We start from the raw sequence: 16,535 nt of genomic DNA, 5'->3' as shown, positions 1-16,535 counted from the left end.
CATTTTGCTTACGACACAACAGGAACTTAAAGATTTAATACTGCAAAATACTCCTTTAAACTTCACCAGGCGCTACCTTTTTGATCAAAATGTATACATCTTTGAAAAGAGAGCGCCTGATGAATCAAAGGGTAATTATCATGATTTCAAATGCGCAGTTGCTGAGAAACTAGACACTTCACCAAACAATGTCGCAATTGTCGGTAGTGGCAAGTTTGGATTTAGCATGAACCCTACAAAAAAAAAATTACTAGCAGAGTTAAACTCAAACTCTGACCTAGATATTGTGATCGCATGTCCTGACCTTTTTGAGGAGACTTGGAACCAGCTGCGTAAGGCTTACTACAGCAATCAGCAAGTCGTTTACGAGGCACACGGTAAGCAAATTTTTCAAAAATTCTTAACTATCAGCGACAACATCAAATACAACACTAGCCACATCAGAAAAACCATAATACTCCTGACAGAGATGAAGAAAGATATAAAGGACAAATTCAGAATAAAACGTGTAATAAATTATAGAATATATTCAAAATGGTCAGACGTTGAAGATTATCACAATTTTGGCATCAACATACTTAAAGATCATCTCAGCGGCCCAAGAGGATCAACGATATGACTACTATAAATGAGCGCATCCAAACCGGCCGCCCAACTTTAACTGAAATGCATGATGCTATAACAAATGGCAAATACTTTGTTGATGACACTTTCCAGCGGAGACTTGTTTGGGTTGAAAAGCAACGGGTGCGTCTCATAGAGACCATATTAATTGGTTACCCCATGCCCGAGTTCTACTTGTGGCAACAGAAAGTTGATGCAACAACCGGTAAGCAACGCCACAGCGTGGTCGATGGCCAACAGCGAATGAATGCAATAATCCAGTTCGTTGGTAATGAATGGTCGCTTAAGAGCACTTACCTAGACAACAAAAAGGCTGGGTATGCGAATAAAGCCTGGTCAGAGCTAGAAGACATCGACAAGAGCCGTTTATGGAACTACGTCATTAATGTCCGGACAATACCCTCAGATATTGACAGGAACGAAATCACTGCACTCTTTAAGCGTCTGAATGAGACAGATAAGTCTCTTAATCCTCAAGAAATCCGAAACGCTGAGTTCAATGGCCTGTTTTTAAAAGCATCCGAGGAAGTGGCAGATGATCCCCTTATGAAAAAATGGGAGAAAGAATGGAACGTTTTTACCGACAACGAAAAACGTCGCATGGCAGACATCACTTTTGCAAGTAGTCTCTTAATCTATCATCGCATGGGTATCAGCAACGATACTCCTAAAAATATAAATCAAATTTACGACCTATTTAACGATTTATATGAGATGAAAGACACCGACCTAAAGTCTATACAAGATAACTTCAAAGTCATGGAAAGTATTTTTTTAGAAAATGAGATTATTGGTGACTTTTTCACATCACCTGTACACCTATATACTCTTTACGTAACTTTAGACCAACTGCGAAATGAAGATATATCTACACCACAAGTTGCTAAAAAACTAGTCAACTTTGTATCAGTGTACAAGACAACAAACAATCCGAAACCGGACACACTAATTTCAAAGTACCGCGAAGGCGCTGCAAGCCGAACGAGAAGTAAGCTAAGTCGTGAGCAACGAGTAGAGAGCTTGTTTGACTGGGTTGTACGAGACTGATTGAGAGGCCGATTTAAAGCGCTGCCATCAACAGTGATTATGTTATGGACAAAATGGCATTATCTCTGTGATGACAAGTTTGGAGAGATGCTCTTAATCGTTTTATGTCAGTTGAATTATGGGCCTCTCATTGAGGTTTCTGGTTTATATCAGCCTTGATCAACTTGTTCTAATTCTTTGATTTGAAGCATCTTTATGCGAGTCTCTAATCGCTTATTGCGAACATCAACCCACCGCCCCCAAGCGAGAAGAACCGCACCAATAAAAACAGCGATCAACAGCAGGAGTTGAAGTGCAGGTTCCAGATAACTGCTTGCATATCCCAGCGCGCCATACAGGCTTAATCCGGTGACTGCCCCAGCTTCTGTCTTCGGCGTCATTTCGCATCACCTTTCAAGTTGTCCTGCACGCTGTCGTAAAAGAGCTGCCACCCTTGGTGCCTGGCATCACAAGCGATCAAGGCTGCTCGATGCCTGATGGCGTCCAACCCCTTGTCACCACTGATGCCGGGGTCTTTACAACTGGCTGTAAGATCTGGTGGAGGATCAGGAAGTCTATAAAGTTTTTTGGAATTTAAGTGACCGCATCCAGTTAAGGTAAGCGGGGTCTGAAGGACAAGCAGCAATAGTGCCCCTCGCCAACTCAAGCTCATAATCTCTTACCTTTTCTTCAAGCTCTCGCATCTGCTGAATACGCTCCAACAGACTGGCATTGGCTTGCTCTGCAATGATTTTATGGGCTGCAGTTAAGCGAGTGAGCGCCTTGTAATCTGCCCGCAACTGAACAACTTCGGCTTCTTGGTCGTAATGAAGAGCAGAGAAGTGCCAAACCGAAACACACAGCGAAGAGACTGCAACCAGTGTGGAAAGCCAATCAGGGGTACGCGGATCGAACCGAGCAAGAAAAGCCAGTGCAGCCCCAGCAAGAGCGCCATAGGCTATCAGCGTGACAACACCAACTGAGATGAAGGACGCAATGAGCCCTATCATTCCCGCGCACCTTGCATGCACATTCGATACTCAGCTTGTCGACGGTTGACCAACCCCTTTACTTTCCGGCCACCAGCTCGATTAAACCAAGTGGCCGCCTCGCAAGCTCCAACCCAATCACCAGAGTTCAACCTGCGTCGAGCAGTCGATTTACAAAACGCTCCAGTACCGATGTTGTAAGACAGCGAAACCATAGCAAGATAGGTTTTGATCGGTATCTGATCTGGAGGCGACAAGCATTGACGCATGCCTGCTTCGTGCTCTTTAAGAGAAGTATTCAGCATAGCGTCACACTCAGCTTTGGTCGCTAGATCCTCGACCTTCACCCCCTTGGTTTCGCCGTAGCAGATCGTCGGCACACCAACAATATCCTTATATGCCTCAGTTCGAAGGCCTTCCCAAGCACCAACAAACGAAACAAGTAGCACCGCAGACGCACCAACAAGCCGAGTTTTGGTCGTTTTCATCGACATTCCTCCATGAAAAATGCCGCCCTGAAGAGCGGCAGAGGTTTCGCAATATGAAATTGAATTTGGCCGAGTGTTCTCTTAGCTGGACGTAGGCCTTGCGGACTCGAGCGCTTGCACTCTGCCGACAAGATCATCAATGCGCTGCTGATGACCCTGCATAACCTTCACAAGTGCTGGAACAAACCTGTCATAAAAAACGCAATACGGTCTAGGCTCCCCGTAATCTACAAACTCACCATTGATGAGAATGCGTTCTCTACGCCATGAGACAAGGCGAGGATCAATCTCAGCAAGTTCTTCAGAGATAAACCCCCAGAAGCTATGTTCTGAATCGTCACTATCAGAGCGTGAGCGATACCAGACAGGTCGACTTTCCATAACAATGGCCTGCGCATATGGCAGGCTCATACTCTCAACTTCACGCTTAAATCGAGTTGATGACGTTGAAAGCCTCAGTGCCCCTGTGTTTGTATCCATATTCAGATTTGAGCCATCAGCCGTCGGGTTATGTAGCGTTATTTCAGAACGCAAATCTGCACCTGCCAGCTTCAAATGTTCGTGGGCACTACCTGATCGCTTAAGATGGGCTACCCCAGAAAACTCTATTCCTTCATTGTCCAACGTTGCGATCAGCCCTCCGACCCCGGATTTATCAAAGAACTTGAAAGCGCCCTTTTCGTCATAGCTGTTAAGCTCAAAACGCTTGGTATCATTCCAACCACCTAGGCGAAGGTTTGGTGTGTTCATGAAGTTGCAAGGAGAGATAAACTCCATGTTGCGACCATAGGTTTCTGACAGACCATAGGCGAGCTGCGAAGTCCCCTCGTCATTGTAATCTTGCGCAATACCAAACCTAAGTGCACCATAGAAACGAATGGGCCCTTTGGTTCGCGTCATGGAAACATTCAACCGTGCTCGCTTTTGAGCAACCGAGCCACCATTATCCTGAATGTATTCCTGCCAAGATTCCGCCGTTTCGTTGTAGCTTCTCACGCCGCCTATATCGAGTGCACCAACCCATCCCAGATCCAGCCACCAACGGCAATATGGATCGTAGCGACAATCAATAAACGCCAGCCCTTGCGCGCCCTCTAAACCGCTATCGAGACGGTAATTGATCCGAATTAAAGCACCATCATCACTGTTACGCATTGCAAGTGTCGGACCTGAAACAGGACCATCATTGTAGAACCTGCAATTGATGTACTTACTATCTGAGATTCCATTCACGGCATACGCGAAATTGTCGCCGCCACTGTCGATGAAAACAGCACGTCCGCCCTCAAAATTGCACTTCTCAGTGATGCAATTCGTCAAACCAAAATCATAAATATTTTTATAGTCTTGATCGAACCAGTCTGGTGCATGATCGATCGCCATCATTCTGGGATTATCTCGCCCCCAGGTTGGATCTTTAACCTCCGCAGCAAGCGCCCAGGAACCACGAACATCAACCTCCTCAAGAACAACACTCGAGACACCACAGTTATAAATAGCAACATCCCAATTTTCATCTGTAACCGGTGTGTAGATTGACAAGTTGCGTATACTTGCACTCTCTCCCATGATGGCAAACGCAACAGCCAGATGTTCGTCGGAACCATCACCTGAGCGATCAGAGAACAAACGCTTTACACCCGGACCATTGGTCAGGAGTGTTGAACCCAGAAGCGGGTGCGGACTACCGGCTGTAATGTCACCATATTCACGCGCCCAAGAATGGCGTCCCGCTCCAACAAGTTGGATGCAGAACGGCAGATAAACGACCTTGGTCAGCAGATAAATTCCCCATGGTACACGTACTTTACTTATCCCCTTTGCATAAGCAAAATCGATTGCACGCTGAAATGCCGTACTGCTTCCATGTGTACCGTAGCGATCTGCACCAAAATCCAGAACGTTGACCTCAAGATCATTCAAACGCTCTTCTATAGAGCGAGCCAGTTGCGACCCCGGAACAATTATTGCATCATGATTTGCAACAGGAGATAAAATTTTGACCCATGCACCGGTACCATCACCAATCGGATCAACTCCGATAGCATTGGGCATTTGCAACTGATACCACTTGTGATCTGCCCCAGTTACAATCTGCCCTTCAGCATACTGCTCACCTGCGCTCCAATCTCCCTGATGATCAAAGGAAGACTTGGATCCACTCATCAAAACACGGTATTCTTTTTCTGAGTGCCCCAGAAACACCACAGCTTGACCCGCCCGCAGTTCGTTTTCAGATAGTTCGTTACCTGTCGCCGATCTCAGGGGAATAGATCCACGCCCATCATCTACGTCCAAATCAACCGGACCAGAATTATTCTCAACGGGCACGAAAGCAAACAACTTGACATCACCGGAATATATCGCGCTATCAATTTTACCAGTAATTGAGTTGCCACCAGTAACATCTTCAATCACAGCAAATGTATCTGTGATACCAGAGACACGCTTCCACTTATCCGTCTCAGAGTTTCCTAAGTAATAGCCATTCTCAAGCTTGTTTTCCGCGCCACGAACAACTCCCCAACGACTACTACTTCCAACACTAATATCTTCAAGCTCGGCTTGGGAAGCAGCAGCCGCATAACCCGCTAACTTTGACCGCTCTAACCACTTAAGATATTGGCGAAGCTGCGTGAGCGAGACTTCATGTAATCCGCTGTCCTGATCTCCCAAGATTTTGTTATCTCGAAGTAAAACATCTGGATCAAATGGATAGTTCATCTGTCACCTCACAGGACAAAAGAAGCCAGACAGGTGTAAGACCTACTAGCCAAGAACGTTGATGAAGGGAAGAAAGGCAGTCAACTAGCGACTGGGAGCTGTATGTAAGAACAGCATTAATGCTCAAACTAAGACACATCAAAGCTCTGCACAGGAGAATAGGCAGAGGAAATTCCGGAGATTGTAAGCGACTTAGCCCGTACCTCGTAGCTATGCCCGCTCTTCAATGTCCTTTCAGCACTCAGATTACCCGGCTCCAACCAGAGGTATGAAACCTCTGCACCATCATCCGTAACATCGGACAAAGCAATTTGATGTAACAACGATGCATCGGTCGCAGAAAGGGTGAAGATGCGTTTCTGATCGCCACCACTTACGGTCAATGTAGGAGCATCAGGGTTTATGCTGTTTTCAAGAGCAGGCAACACCTCAGGAGGTGGAACACCGTCAACCTCCTCATCATATTCAATATCTTCCTTTGTCACCGAACGAGCCGAAAACGAGACGCCCACAAAGTTCTCTTTATCGTCGATCAGATATTGAAGGTCACTCCCAACTTCAAAGATGGCATCTACTTCTTCAAGCGCACTTTGGAGCCGAATATATCTTTCCCCGACAACAGCTAAACCGCCAATATCGGCAACACACTGGATCTCATATTCAGCATTCAAACGTGCTGCAGTGGTTTTTTGCAGGTGACGGCATTGACCATGGTTCGAAGCCATCAGGAAATCAGCCGTTGAGATATCTCGGCCCAACGTGTCGGCATTGGGATGTTCAAACTCAATGGCATCTTGCTCAATGTAACCATGCGATGGGCTCACGTATCGGCTCTTGATCACCGTCCCGGTGCCAGATACGAACCGACCTCGTGTAACTTCCAAAGATAGCAAGTCATCGTCAGTCAGAACCACGGTTGGCTCTTGCCAGCCTCCAACGGATAAACCGACCTTGCCGTTTCCTGTTAAGCGCAAACGTCCATCACAGGCCGTAAGCATACGTTGCAAAATGGCAGCTGGCGTTTCATCAAATCGCGCCCACCCCGATAAGTTCCATTGATCCCGCACAGTATCCTCAGGACCTGCAACCTGAAGCGCACTCAAATCCGCAGCACTGGCAAAGTCGTCCAGATCCAAAAGGTCAACTGGTATCGCAAAACCATTCTCGATCAACGGAGCTTTCAGGTGATCTTGTATGACCAGCGCTGCGTTGCTGCTGAACTTCCAAGTCTCCGGATCATCAAGCGTCTGCTTTTGATCACGCTGATCAAAAATAGGAGACAGATCGGCAATCGCAGAGATTTCAGTACGCCACCCATTTGGAAACTTGGTGTAAACACCATTGGTGCACCGCAGCTCGGCTGCAATCAAAGCAACCCCCGCACCCTGCCATTCCTCAGAATAAACCTCAGGGAATTCCTCTACCATATGCGTGAAGGCTGTTTGGCTTAACCCACCCGCCCGCACGTGGAGGCGCAAGTATCCATCGTATTCTTCATTGCTAACTTCACCGTCAGTTGACGAGACCTCCAAGCCATCAACTAAAAACGACAGCCAGGAAGACACACGGCCATCACAAAAGGCAATCACCATGCAGTAGTTGTTGCCACTCGGCCATCGGTTACTTCCTGACTTCACAGCAGCAAAAAGCATCTGCCCTCCACCAACAACCCTGCCCCATCCTTTTCGACGATACCCAACGGATTCTCTTACAATCTGTCGCTGGCTGGTTGGAAGGGATTGGACGGGAGTTTGAGGAGCAGAAAGCAAAACACTTGCAATTGAAGCGCCTGCCGAAATGATAGCTCCAACTCCAATAGCACCACCAATAGTACTAATAGCGGTTGCAATGGTTCCTACTGTCGCAGCACCAGCCGCATAAGCCCCACCAGCTCCTAAAGCGAGTAAGCTGAGAGGAGCGCTACCAATCCCAGCAGCAGCGGCTGCGCCCGCTATAAATGCTCCTATCGCTGGCAAGACCATTGGCATTCAGGAATCCTCCACACCCTCAGGCATCTGGCAGATACAGGCAAGACTCCAAGCTCGCTGATTGTCCACCAGACATCGTCGCAAAAAATCGCTCCAACAACACTGCGGCATGCCCGAGCCACAATGCATCCAACATCACCCGAGCGAGGCTCACCAACCCGCTGAAGACCAGCAGATGTCATACCCAGATCTAGTATGTTCACCAGTCCGCCCGCTTCATGCACAAACGCAAGAGCTTGATCCTCGGTTTCATATCGTCCTCGCCAGTGTGCAGCCGGATCTGGACCGCCACAAAAAACAATCCAATCAGCAGGAAAACGGCAGCAGTCAACACGGTTTGGCTGATAACCAAAGCCCTTGGCATAGACATGCTGAAAGTAAATCTGGAGAGGCTTCTTGCTCATACCAACTTGATTGGTGTTCCTCTGGCAATCACAGGAGCGTAGTTGAAAATCTTGTCACCAAGATCTGGATACCGGCCCTTCTGGTCTGCTTCTGTATATCTGCCATAAGCCGCTTCAGCCCGATGCTCAAACACCGTCGCAACAAGAATTGAGAGGCTGTAACTTGGAGAACCGCCACCAACAGTCGGACCCTGACGCGCAGCCCTCAAGCGTCTCATCACATAAACCTGATTGAGAACCATAGGACCAACGAGCTGCAACGTCTGTCGGTCCAGTATCATGGCATACTCAATGATATAGTTTCCATAGACCTCAGCCTGCGCATCCCACATCATTTTTTTGATGTAGGAAGGCAAACCATGCACTCGGAAGAATGCAGTTCCATTTTCCCCTTTACTGGAAAACGGAACATTAGGAGCTTCAAGCTGCCCTCTCATCCCAACGAACTTGTTTGGATTGTCAGCAAACCGTCGGTCTACATTGCCATTCCAGATGCAAACTGTCTCAGACGTGAAACGAAACTCCCAAGCCCTTGCAACACGTGCTTTGTTACGCCTGATAACTGCAATCTGCTCTTGCGAATATAAGCCCATCACTCACCTTCACTTGGCACATGCGGTTTCGTATTCTCAATGAAGTGGAGCGAAGGTTCTGCATACCTACCAAACTGCATCTCTACATTGAATGCAGCACCATCAACAACAGTCACCATTACAACTGGACGCACAAACTCAACTTCATCTCTGATATAAACATCAGCCCGTAGCTCTGGTCTGATCTGCACCTTTGCGATCACATCATCTTGCTCTTCAACAAAACGCACTTGATAAAGGTGCCAGCCAACAGAGAACGCATACCCAGGTCGGATTTTTCCGCACGAGACTTTTCTGATACAGACAAACACCGTACCGGCATCAGCCTTCTTTGCGATCAAAGCTGTTGTGCCAGAGACAAAGAAACCTGCACCACCTTCAAACGTTTGACCGTTTGAGAATGTCGTCTCACTTGGGTCTGAAGCTTTGGGGTATCTGCCATAATGATAAAATGGCAGCAGAACAGGCACATCTCGCCCATGCAATTGGGCCACGATGCCTTCGTATACATCTAAGTTCAAGCGTTGATGAATAGGTATCTCCACCAGTTTCGGACGCCAAATCCCTAATCCCGGAACAGCACCATTTGCCAATCGACCCGTAAGCGACATTCGCTCCTCTGGTGTCTCTTGTGGGTCCAGTCCTGAAGAGTAATGTCGAGGTGCAAGAAGACCATGCGGCCACTCTAAATAAGCAACCATTTAACCAACCTGCGCTACGGTTTGAGATTGCATAGCAGAGAAGTTCTTTTGCACAATTGCGGCACCGGCTTGACCGCCTGCAGCAATCAACCCAGCACTCGCCTTCTGCACAACCATGCCTGCAAGCTGCTCAATATGGAAATCAAGCAGCTTTGAGGTTTTCACCTCAATCGTTGCTCCCATGGGCCCACCGACACCTCGTGCAGGTTGAGGTGTACTAGCAGCGGGCTTGGGTATCATTGGCACCGGACCACCAACAAAGCCGCCTTTTGCAAATCCCTTCGCGCTTTTGTGCAGCGCATCAAGATTGGCAACACCAAGCTTTCTAGTCGCCTCTTTCGAAAACACGTACTCATCACCGTGCACGATACCCTTAGGAGTATTCTTGCCTCCCGGACCCGTCCAGCCGCCCTCATCAAAACCGAGGAATGAAGATGCCAGGGTTGCAAGAGTAGACACCAGACCGCCGCCATTTGGGCTTGACCCACTTGAGCCCCCACCAAAGAAAGATCCTAAAGGCCCACTCCCAAACAATGCAGCTTGTACGCCCGCATCAAGCATTGATTGAACAAAGCGATCAAGCGCATCGTTGCCAGTCTCAATCTGACTCGTGATCAAAGAAAACTCGCTTTGAATATGCTGACCAGCAAAGGAGGCAATGCCCATCGCTTTTTCGTTCTTCTTTGCCCAGTTATCGTTAGCAATCACAAGCTGCTCAATCTCAGCCTTCTGCTCTTTCGTTGCCGCACTTCCCGCTTTGATCACTTCATTTTGCACACGCCGCTGGACCACGCTCATGTTCATTTGCTCACGCTCTATCTCAAGCGCCTTGATAACTTCTTTGACTTTGTCTGATTGCTTTTTGGCTGCACTGGCAACCTTCTTTCGAGACTTGCTTTCTGTTTGAGCGGCAAAGGCACGATTTGTAATATCAACAATGCGCTTGCCTTCATCACTGTCAACAGTAACCCCGGCACTGCTCAGGTTCGTGTCGATCACCCGTTGCAGTGGCGTTTTCTTTGCGGTCTCAAGTATCTTCTGCTGGCCAGCGAGCACACTTTGAACACGCTCGTTAGCAGCAATCTCTTGAGCCTTTAGGCTCTTGGAATACGCGCTATAAGCCTCGACACTTTCATCATCTATTTTCTTCAAGATCTCTTTGCGCTTGGCTAAAAGATCCTGCAGCCGTGCTTCCTCCTGACCCACCACATTTGAGCCAGCAGGTCGAGCACTCGCAGCCCGCCTTTCATCTTCCAGAATTTTCCGCGTCAAGCTAATCTGACTGTCAACCGTCTCCAACTGCCCCGGTAGCGTTGCCTTATGATTGACTTCATCAACAGCACCAGCAATTCCCCGAATAGCCTCAGTAAGACCTGTCGCGGTAGCAATCTGCTGCCCCCACCGCTCCAGTAGGATCTGAGTGGATTCCGCTAAACCATCATAAGCTCCAGCCAAGCCGCCACCAGCAGCTGCCCCAGCGCCGCCAACCTGTTTTTCTACCGCATCAAGAATTGCCTTTTGAGCTTGCGCGACTTGCCCAGTGGCCACAAAGTTCTTGATCATATCCTTCTGAGATTGAGTGAATGACACCCCGACACGACGAAGCGCTGACAGACCCGTCACCGGATCTTCCAACGCTTTACCCAATTGCACCGCAGAGCTGGAGAGAGTTCCAAACCCAACAGCTGCCAAATCCTGACTAAGCTTGATCGTGCGATCAAAGGTAGAACCGGCAATTGAGCGGAACGTTAGAAGCTGGTCAATGGCATCGCGAACTTCAGTGGTACTGGCAAGCGTATCCAGCCCGACACCCTGAGCAAGTTGTTCTAGCTGCTTTGAGGTACGACCAGCAGAATAACCCGTTGCTTTAAGCACCGCGTCAGTGCGTTTCTGCTGGACCTCAAATTTCTCAAAAGCATTGACCGCCTTTACTGATACTGTTGCGATCCCAGCCATCGCAACACCAGCAGCAACCATTGCTGGATTAACGCTGCCCAACGCCCCGCCAATCGCACTGATACGACCAGACACACCACCAAGTGGACCTTCAAGAATAGCAACAGAGCGCCCCGCCTGCGCAAAGGTAGAACGCATCTTTCCAGCAGCAGCGCTGGACTTACCCATAGAGCCGTTAAACTTCTTTATCTTGTTATCGTTGAACGCTTTTTTTTGGGCGCGGTCAATCTGATTGAGTTTGCGAAGGATGTCATCATTCTTCGCCTCAAACAGTGTGATGATCTTTTTGTCAGTCTTGCTAACCATACTGCTCTACCAGCCTTCTCAGCTCGACGTGATCGTCTTCGGTGATGGCGTTGTCGTCATCCCCGAGCCCATGGGCTTTGTTGTAGCCCTCAATCGCCGCAAACAACTCTCGGATGGATGCCTTCCAGAAAACATCTGGCGCCCATCCAAGAACAGGCATCCACTGCAACCAGTCACGCAACGGAAAGCGTTCTAGTCGCTCCCCGTTGCGCTGCCCTTTCCCGCCGCATCTGCTTCTTCAGCATCAGGAACAAGAGCCTCAACAATGCTGTCTGCTAGCTCTGGAATACCCAAAACACCGACTTTTGTGCGCAGAGCTTCTTCAATATCACCCTCGATAGTCAAAGCTCTGGCACAAGATTTCACGACACTTAGCTTGCGCTTTTGCAATCCAACCATGATTTCTGAGATTGCCAGATCAAGCTCAGCATCGATCTGATCGAGAGCTTGCATTTGCGCACACAGAATCAAATCATGACCGTTGAATGTGCACGCCACTTCACCGCGTGTTCTGTTGGGCGTCCTCATGCGAGCGCCTCCCATTCAACGGAAATTTCGCCAGTCATAGTCAGCTCGATGGAGAACTCCACTTCGCCCGACATAGGACCGCTTGCATCAACCTTGTTTATGATCACGGTACCCGTAAAAGTACCCCACAAAGGAACGATGATTTTCGCGTTCACATAAGCCTGATCAACTGCATCCTTTGCAACCCGTTGGTAGTGAACTGAACTGACAGCAACGCCGCTACCACTTAGGGAAATCGTTCGGATGCCATAAGCGCCCGAATAATAAAGAGGCGCACTTGGATCATCACAAGCAGGCCGAGTAGTATCGACCACTTCGTTGTTAATCGAGAAACTCTTATCCTTAACCCCACACACGCTTTCAAACGTCTCAGGGTTCTCACCATCGCCAAGTTGGATCAACATCAACTTGCCTTGGGATTCTGCACCAGCCATGTTCAGCTCTCCAGTTTTCGAGTAGTAAATTGAACCGCTATCACCCCGTGACGCGTCTCCCCGTCAGGATCACCCAGCGATTGAGTGTGCTCCACCTCAGCAAAGCAGGTGGCAGGCCCATCAATATCGACACCAACACAATCCACGCGCCGACAGATCTCAGCCATGATTGTCTTGAGTTCGGTTTGCCCCGAGGCTTGAGACCAGATGTGGAGAGTGATGACGTGCTCCCCACCTGGGGAACCTTGCGCATGATCAGGAATGTCGTTGCTTTCACCAATCTCGATGAAAGGGTAGCGACCATCCCCTTTGGGCTTATGGTCAAAAACGCCCTTAACCTGATCAATCTCAGGGACCGTCAAGGCACGAAAGAGCCACCTTTGCAGCTCGACTGCAAATTCCATCATTTTTTGAAAGATCTCCTGACAGCCCGATTTAGAGCAGCTCGCATCCGGCGCTCTTGCTTCCGCTCCAGAAGCCGACGAACTGGATTGATGAATGGCTGCGCAGATGTTGCAGTGGTCCCATACTCTGTAAAGAACCAACGCCATAAACCGTAGACGGCCCATGAGCTGGTCGCTGAAATTGACCGAGTGGCTCCACCACGATTTGTAAAAGTGGCGACCCCATCCTTGACCTTGCCGTATTCCAAAGACTCCGCGAGATCACCTTCATCTCTGGGAGCGAGAGATTCAGACAGCTCAACAAATTCTTTGCAGCTTTTTTCATTGGCTTTATCCATCTCTTCATCGAGATAGGGCACCACTTGCCTTAGCTCAGCAATATGCTTGTCTAGCTGCCGATTTTTTATTTGGACACCGTCAGCCATCAGACAGCAACCCCGCGCTCAACAACCAGCTCCAAGCGCTCCCTGCGCCGATCTGGATCTAGTGCCGGGGAACGGATGTTGTAGGTAACACCTCCAATTTCTACGATATCGGATGCCGTCACCGCTGCCGCAGAAGAGGAGTAACGAATAACAAGGGTACCAGCAGCTGAAGCTCCAATCCGCCCAGCATCTACGACTTCTTTCCCCTTGCTCATTCGCAGCTCACCGAATGACCTGTAGAACTCTTTCCAAGCAATCTGGCTACCGCCTGCACCATCAGAAACCGACACAGTCCGCTTGAACACCACTAGGTCACGTAGTTTTCCAGCTCGCATACGATGACCTCACATTGCAAATCGGCGATATGGGCGAATGAGCCGCTCAACACCGATCTCAATTTCTTGCTGAGCAACTCCAGTTATCGTTGCTTCTCGATGGTCGAAGAAATGCCCTGTTAGCAAACGAGCTGCACCCTTAATGTCTTCAGGAACAGACGACAGATCTTTTGCCAGTCCAGACGTAAAACGCACATCAACCGCATCAGGACGATCTGCGACATCAGGCCAAGATTTCCCCGTAAGCAGTGACACGACAGTTTCCCTACCCTGCCTCACAAGCAAATAATCAGAAGCAGGAACCAACGAAGTTTGCCCATTTGGGGAGATAGCACGAATTTCATCTACGCTTGTTACGTAGGCAAACGGCAGGCGAAGCAGATCAGCAGAAAACCGGTTCGCCTTTGAGGACCATTTTTGCGAAAGGATTGGAAACCCTAGACCACCAAACCCATGCGCATCGATCTCAAGGTGAGAAGAGGCAGAAGCAATTGCTCGACGAATGCTCGCATCATGCTCATCACCGAACACTCTAACGTGATCACGAGCATCGTCCAGGCTGATCAGTTCACCGCTCCCGCCAGAGATTCTCTCCAACCACATGAGCAGGCCCTCAGTCTTGAGAATGGTCGTCGCCCTGCTCTAAGGCAGGAGTGGCGATCTGCTCAGGGAACATGTCGATTAACTTGGTGACCTCACCAAGCAACCGGGCCGATTTATCATCGAGCACATTTCCGCTATCCGGATCCGGCTCAATGAAAGTTCTAAGCTGCTCAGCCTGCTCGAAAGCAGCCATCATTATCAAGTCGGTTTCCTGCAACCGACCCATTAGCTGTTCTTTTTCCGCCAATGCAACATCACGCTCAGCAAGTGCCTCTTGCAATGCAAGCTCTCTCGCTTTGAGAGTATTTTGTGTATCTGGATCATCATCACTTGGAGCACACATGCCCTTGGCTTTCCATGCCTGATACACCTCAGGTGCAAGCCATGTTTTGCTGCCCGGCTTCAAGCTGTACTTACGGCCTTCAACGCCGATCTTCATGGTGACGTAAACACCTTTGACCACGACGCCGAGTTCTTCAAGTTTCTTCAAATCGGCAGACACCAACTCTAAACGTTGGCCTGCTGTGAACTTCACAGCATTTTCTCCCAGCCCTTCAGTATGATCGCACGAAGCAAATGCGACGGTCTTTTTACCGCGCCGTGAAGGAGCTTTGCTGGCCTGCTTTGCAGTCGCAGACTTTCCCTTAGTGACAGCCATCTCAAACCTCAGTTCAACCAGTTCAAAAGGAACAAGACTGCCGCCTCTGTAAGGGGCGGCAGTGGTGGTTCTAAAACCGGCTTAGCTTGCCGCCTGCCGCATTTTCTTGATTGCTTTGTTGTCCGCTGAAATGGTCTTGCCATCAGTGCGAAGCATCGCGAGGAAGCCGACCTGACCTTTCTTGGTATAGGCAGAATCCGTGAAGCGATACAAAGTCACGTCCATCACGTCACGAACCAGATATTTGCGCATATCGCCAAACAGAACGGAGTCTGCACCAGCTTCAGGCACAGCCATATCCTGATTGATTGTGTAGCCATAACCATTGATCTCGGCAGGTGCTTGACTGGTGACACCGGGAACCCAGATCGGACGCCCATCATTATCCTTGATCTTCTTCGCTGCCTTCAGGACAACATCGTGGAACATCCAGCTCGCGCCATTGCGATAAGCAGGATCAACAGAGTGCTCCAGGTCTGTGAAGTCATCCCAAGTAAAGCTATCAACAAGACCAGTTGCAGTGGTATGACCCAAAGCGGCAGTGGTAACGATACCTGTAGGTTTGCCGGTACCATCACCGTTTGTGTATCCCTTATTGGTTAATCGGGATAGGCGAGCAGAAAGCAACTGCCCCAGCATACCTTGCACGTCACCAATACCAGCATCCTGAAGCAGGGCAAACGGGATAGCCACAACTTTGGAGCTTGCCAGATGAGCACCAATCATCTTGGTTCCGAAGGTGACATCAGCATCCGTTGCGGTTTCATTTTCACCAAGCCATTCACCCAGCACCGCAGTTTCATCAACCGTTGGCCACTGGATTGTCTCACCACTCGCAGTCTGACGAACTTCAGCAACAGAGCGAACGCCACCATACGCCGCCATAGCCTGTAAGAGGATACCGCTGAAGGTGGTCGGTACAAGATAGCCACCCTGATCATCAGTTTCAGCCGACTGCGCATTTTGAACTTGCCGAGAGTAGTCAGCCAACACATTTTGAGGAAGCCGATCAACCATAGCCTCACCGCCCCGAAGGAAGGCTTCAAACACGATGGTACGAACTTCATCCCCCGGCTGAGCTTGCGCCTGAACTTGCTGGTCTCTATTGCCCTGCAAGGCATCGGGATCTTCGTTTTCAGATTGCAGCCGCGCTTCAAGGTCAAGCTGCTTCTGCTCAGTTTTAATGCGAGTATCAATGCTATCAATCTCAGCATAGATCTCATCAATCCGCTTTTGATCAAACTCATCCGTCGTGTCATCAAGAATGTTGCGTGCCTCTTTGGCCAGCTGGTCGCGCTGTTCACGCAGCTGCTTAATCGTCTTCATTGGGCTCTCCATAAAACCCGGAT

General features: G+C 49.1%; 20 protein-coding genes. 2 read left to right on the top strand and 18 right to left on the bottom strand.

Features of this window, described 5'->3' with window-relative positions:
• The first annotated feature begins 4 nt into the window (after positions 1 to 4).
• Together PsAD5_RS12395 and PsAD5_RS12390 are read left to right on the top strand one after the other, a co-directional pair.
• A complete protein-coding gene (locus PsAD5_RS12395) occupies positions 5 to 619 on the top strand; it encodes a hypothetical protein (protein ID WP_063292340.1) in 615 nt (204 codons plus the stop codon).
• Positions 616 to 1,671: a DUF262 domain-containing protein gene (locus tag PsAD5_RS12390; protein WP_063292339.1), complete on the top strand. Its 1,056-nt coding sequence runs from the start codon at positions 616 to 618 to the stop codon at positions 1,669 to 1,671. Before PsAD5_RS12395 ends, PsAD5_RS12390 begins: the two co-directional genes overlap by 4 nt.
• Before the next feature lie 149 nt (positions 1,672 to 1,820).
• On the opposite strand, the gene PsAD5_RS12385 is transcribed toward PsAD5_RS12390, so the two are convergent.
• The 18 genes from PsAD5_RS12385 to PsAD5_RS12300 form a co-directional block, all read right to left on the bottom strand.
• Complete coding sequence (locus PsAD5_RS12385) at positions 1,821 to 2,051, bottom strand: hypothetical protein (protein ID WP_063292338.1); 231 nt, start codon at positions 2,049 to 2,051, stop codon at positions 1,821 to 1,823.
• 174 nt (positions 2,052 to 2,225) lie between these two features.
• Complete coding sequence (locus tag PsAD5_RS12380; protein ID WP_063292337.1) at positions 2,226 to 2,660, bottom strand: hypothetical protein; 435 nt, start codon at positions 2,658 to 2,660, stop codon at positions 2,226 to 2,228.
• Positions 2,657 to 3,127, bottom strand: coding sequence for a lysozyme (locus PsAD5_RS12375; RefSeq protein WP_063292336.1), 471 nt, complete (start codon positions 3,125 to 3,127; stop codon positions 2,657 to 2,659). The genes PsAD5_RS12380 and PsAD5_RS12375 overlap by 4 nt, the downstream gene beginning before the upstream one ends.
• An 81-nt stretch (positions 3,128 to 3,208) precedes the next feature.
• A complete protein-coding gene (locus tag PsAD5_RS12370; RefSeq protein ID WP_063292335.1) occupies positions 3,209 to 5,851 on the bottom strand; it encodes a hypothetical protein in 2,643 nt (880 codons plus the stop codon).
• Positions 5,852 to 5,979: 128 nt separating this feature from the next.
• On the bottom strand, positions 5,980 to 7,839 hold the full coding sequence (locus tag PsAD5_RS12365; protein WP_063292334.1) for a hypothetical protein: 1,860 nt from the start codon (positions 7,837 to 7,839) through the stop codon (positions 5,980 to 5,982).
• On the bottom strand, positions 7,815 to 8,243 hold the full coding sequence (locus PsAD5_RS12360) for a DUF6950 family protein (RefSeq protein WP_063292333.1): 429 nt from the start codon (positions 8,241 to 8,243) through the stop codon (positions 7,815 to 7,817). The genes PsAD5_RS12365 and PsAD5_RS12360 overlap by 25 nt, the downstream gene beginning before the upstream one ends.
• Positions 8,240 to 8,836: a hypothetical protein gene (locus PsAD5_RS12355; protein WP_063292332.1), complete on the bottom strand. Its 597-nt coding sequence runs from the start codon at positions 8,834 to 8,836 to the stop codon at positions 8,240 to 8,242. Before PsAD5_RS12355 ends, PsAD5_RS12360 begins: the two co-directional genes overlap by 4 nt.
• On the bottom strand, positions 8,836 to 9,537 hold the full coding sequence (locus PsAD5_RS12350) for a hypothetical protein (RefSeq protein ID WP_063292331.1): 702 nt from the start codon (positions 9,535 to 9,537) through the stop codon (positions 8,836 to 8,838). The genes PsAD5_RS12355 and PsAD5_RS12350 overlap by 1 nt, the downstream gene beginning before the upstream one ends.
• Positions 9,538 to 11,799, bottom strand: a complete 2,262-nt coding sequence (locus PsAD5_RS12345; RefSeq protein WP_063292330.1) for a phage tail length tape measure family protein — start codon at positions 11,797 to 11,799, stop codon at positions 9,538 to 9,540.
• Positions 11,792 to 11,959 carry a phage tail assembly chaperone gene (locus PsAD5_RS12340; RefSeq protein ID WP_153041375.1) on the bottom strand — a complete coding sequence of 56 codons (168 nt, stop codon included), beginning with the start codon at positions 11,957 to 11,959 and terminating at the stop codon, positions 11,792 to 11,794. The genes PsAD5_RS12345 and PsAD5_RS12340 overlap by 8 nt, the downstream gene beginning before the upstream one ends.
• A 32-nt stretch (positions 11,960 to 11,991) precedes the next feature.
• Positions 11,992 to 12,327, bottom strand: coding sequence for a hypothetical protein (locus PsAD5_RS12335; RefSeq protein WP_063292328.1), 336 nt, complete (start codon positions 12,325 to 12,327; stop codon positions 11,992 to 11,994).
• Positions 12,324 to 12,761 (bottom strand): phage tail tube protein, encoded by a 438-nt coding sequence (locus tag PsAD5_RS12330; protein WP_063292327.1) that lies wholly within the window; start codon positions 12,759 to 12,761, stop codon positions 12,324 to 12,326. The genes PsAD5_RS12335 and PsAD5_RS12330 overlap by 4 nt, the downstream gene beginning before the upstream one ends.
• A gap of 2 nt (positions 12,762 to 12,763) precedes the next feature.
• Complete coding sequence (locus PsAD5_RS12325) at positions 12,764 to 13,168, bottom strand: DUF3168 domain-containing protein (RefSeq protein WP_063292326.1); 405 nt, start codon at positions 13,166 to 13,168, stop codon at positions 12,764 to 12,766.
• Positions 13,165 to 13,590, bottom strand: coding sequence for an HK97-gp10 family putative phage morphogenesis protein (locus tag PsAD5_RS27845; RefSeq protein ID WP_063292325.1), 426 nt, complete (start codon positions 13,588 to 13,590; stop codon positions 13,165 to 13,167). The genes PsAD5_RS12325 and PsAD5_RS27845 overlap by 4 nt, the downstream gene beginning before the upstream one ends.
• A complete protein-coding gene (locus PsAD5_RS12315; protein WP_063292324.1) occupies positions 13,590 to 13,925 on the bottom strand; it encodes a phage head closure protein in 336 nt (111 codons plus the stop codon). The genes PsAD5_RS27845 and PsAD5_RS12315 overlap by 1 nt, the downstream gene beginning before the upstream one ends.
• A 9-nt stretch (positions 13,926 to 13,934) precedes the next feature.
• Complete coding sequence (locus PsAD5_RS12310) at positions 13,935 to 14,528, bottom strand: head-tail connector protein (RefSeq protein WP_063292323.1); 594 nt, start codon at positions 14,526 to 14,528, stop codon at positions 13,935 to 13,937.
• Positions 14,529 to 14,538: 10 nt separating this feature from the next.
• The gene (locus PsAD5_RS12305; RefSeq protein WP_063292322.1) at positions 14,539 to 15,186 is read right to left on the bottom strand and encodes a hypothetical protein; all 648 of its coding nucleotides are present in this window, start codon (positions 15,184 to 15,186) and stop codon (positions 14,539 to 14,541) included.
• An 81-nt stretch (positions 15,187 to 15,267) separates the two neighbouring features.
• Entirely contained in the window at positions 15,268 to 16,512 is a 1,245-nt protein-coding gene (locus PsAD5_RS12300; RefSeq protein WP_063292321.1) for a phage major capsid protein, read from the bottom strand.
• Between the last annotated feature and the right edge of the window lie 23 nt (positions 16,513 to 16,535).

It is taken from the genome of Pseudovibrio sp. Ad5, assembly GCF_001623095.1.
Lineage (GTDB): Bacteria > Pseudomonadota > Alphaproteobacteria > Rhizobiales > Stappiaceae > Pseudovibrio.
Note: the sequence above shows the minus strand (reverse complement) of the source record. Positions and strands in the feature narration are given on the sequence as shown.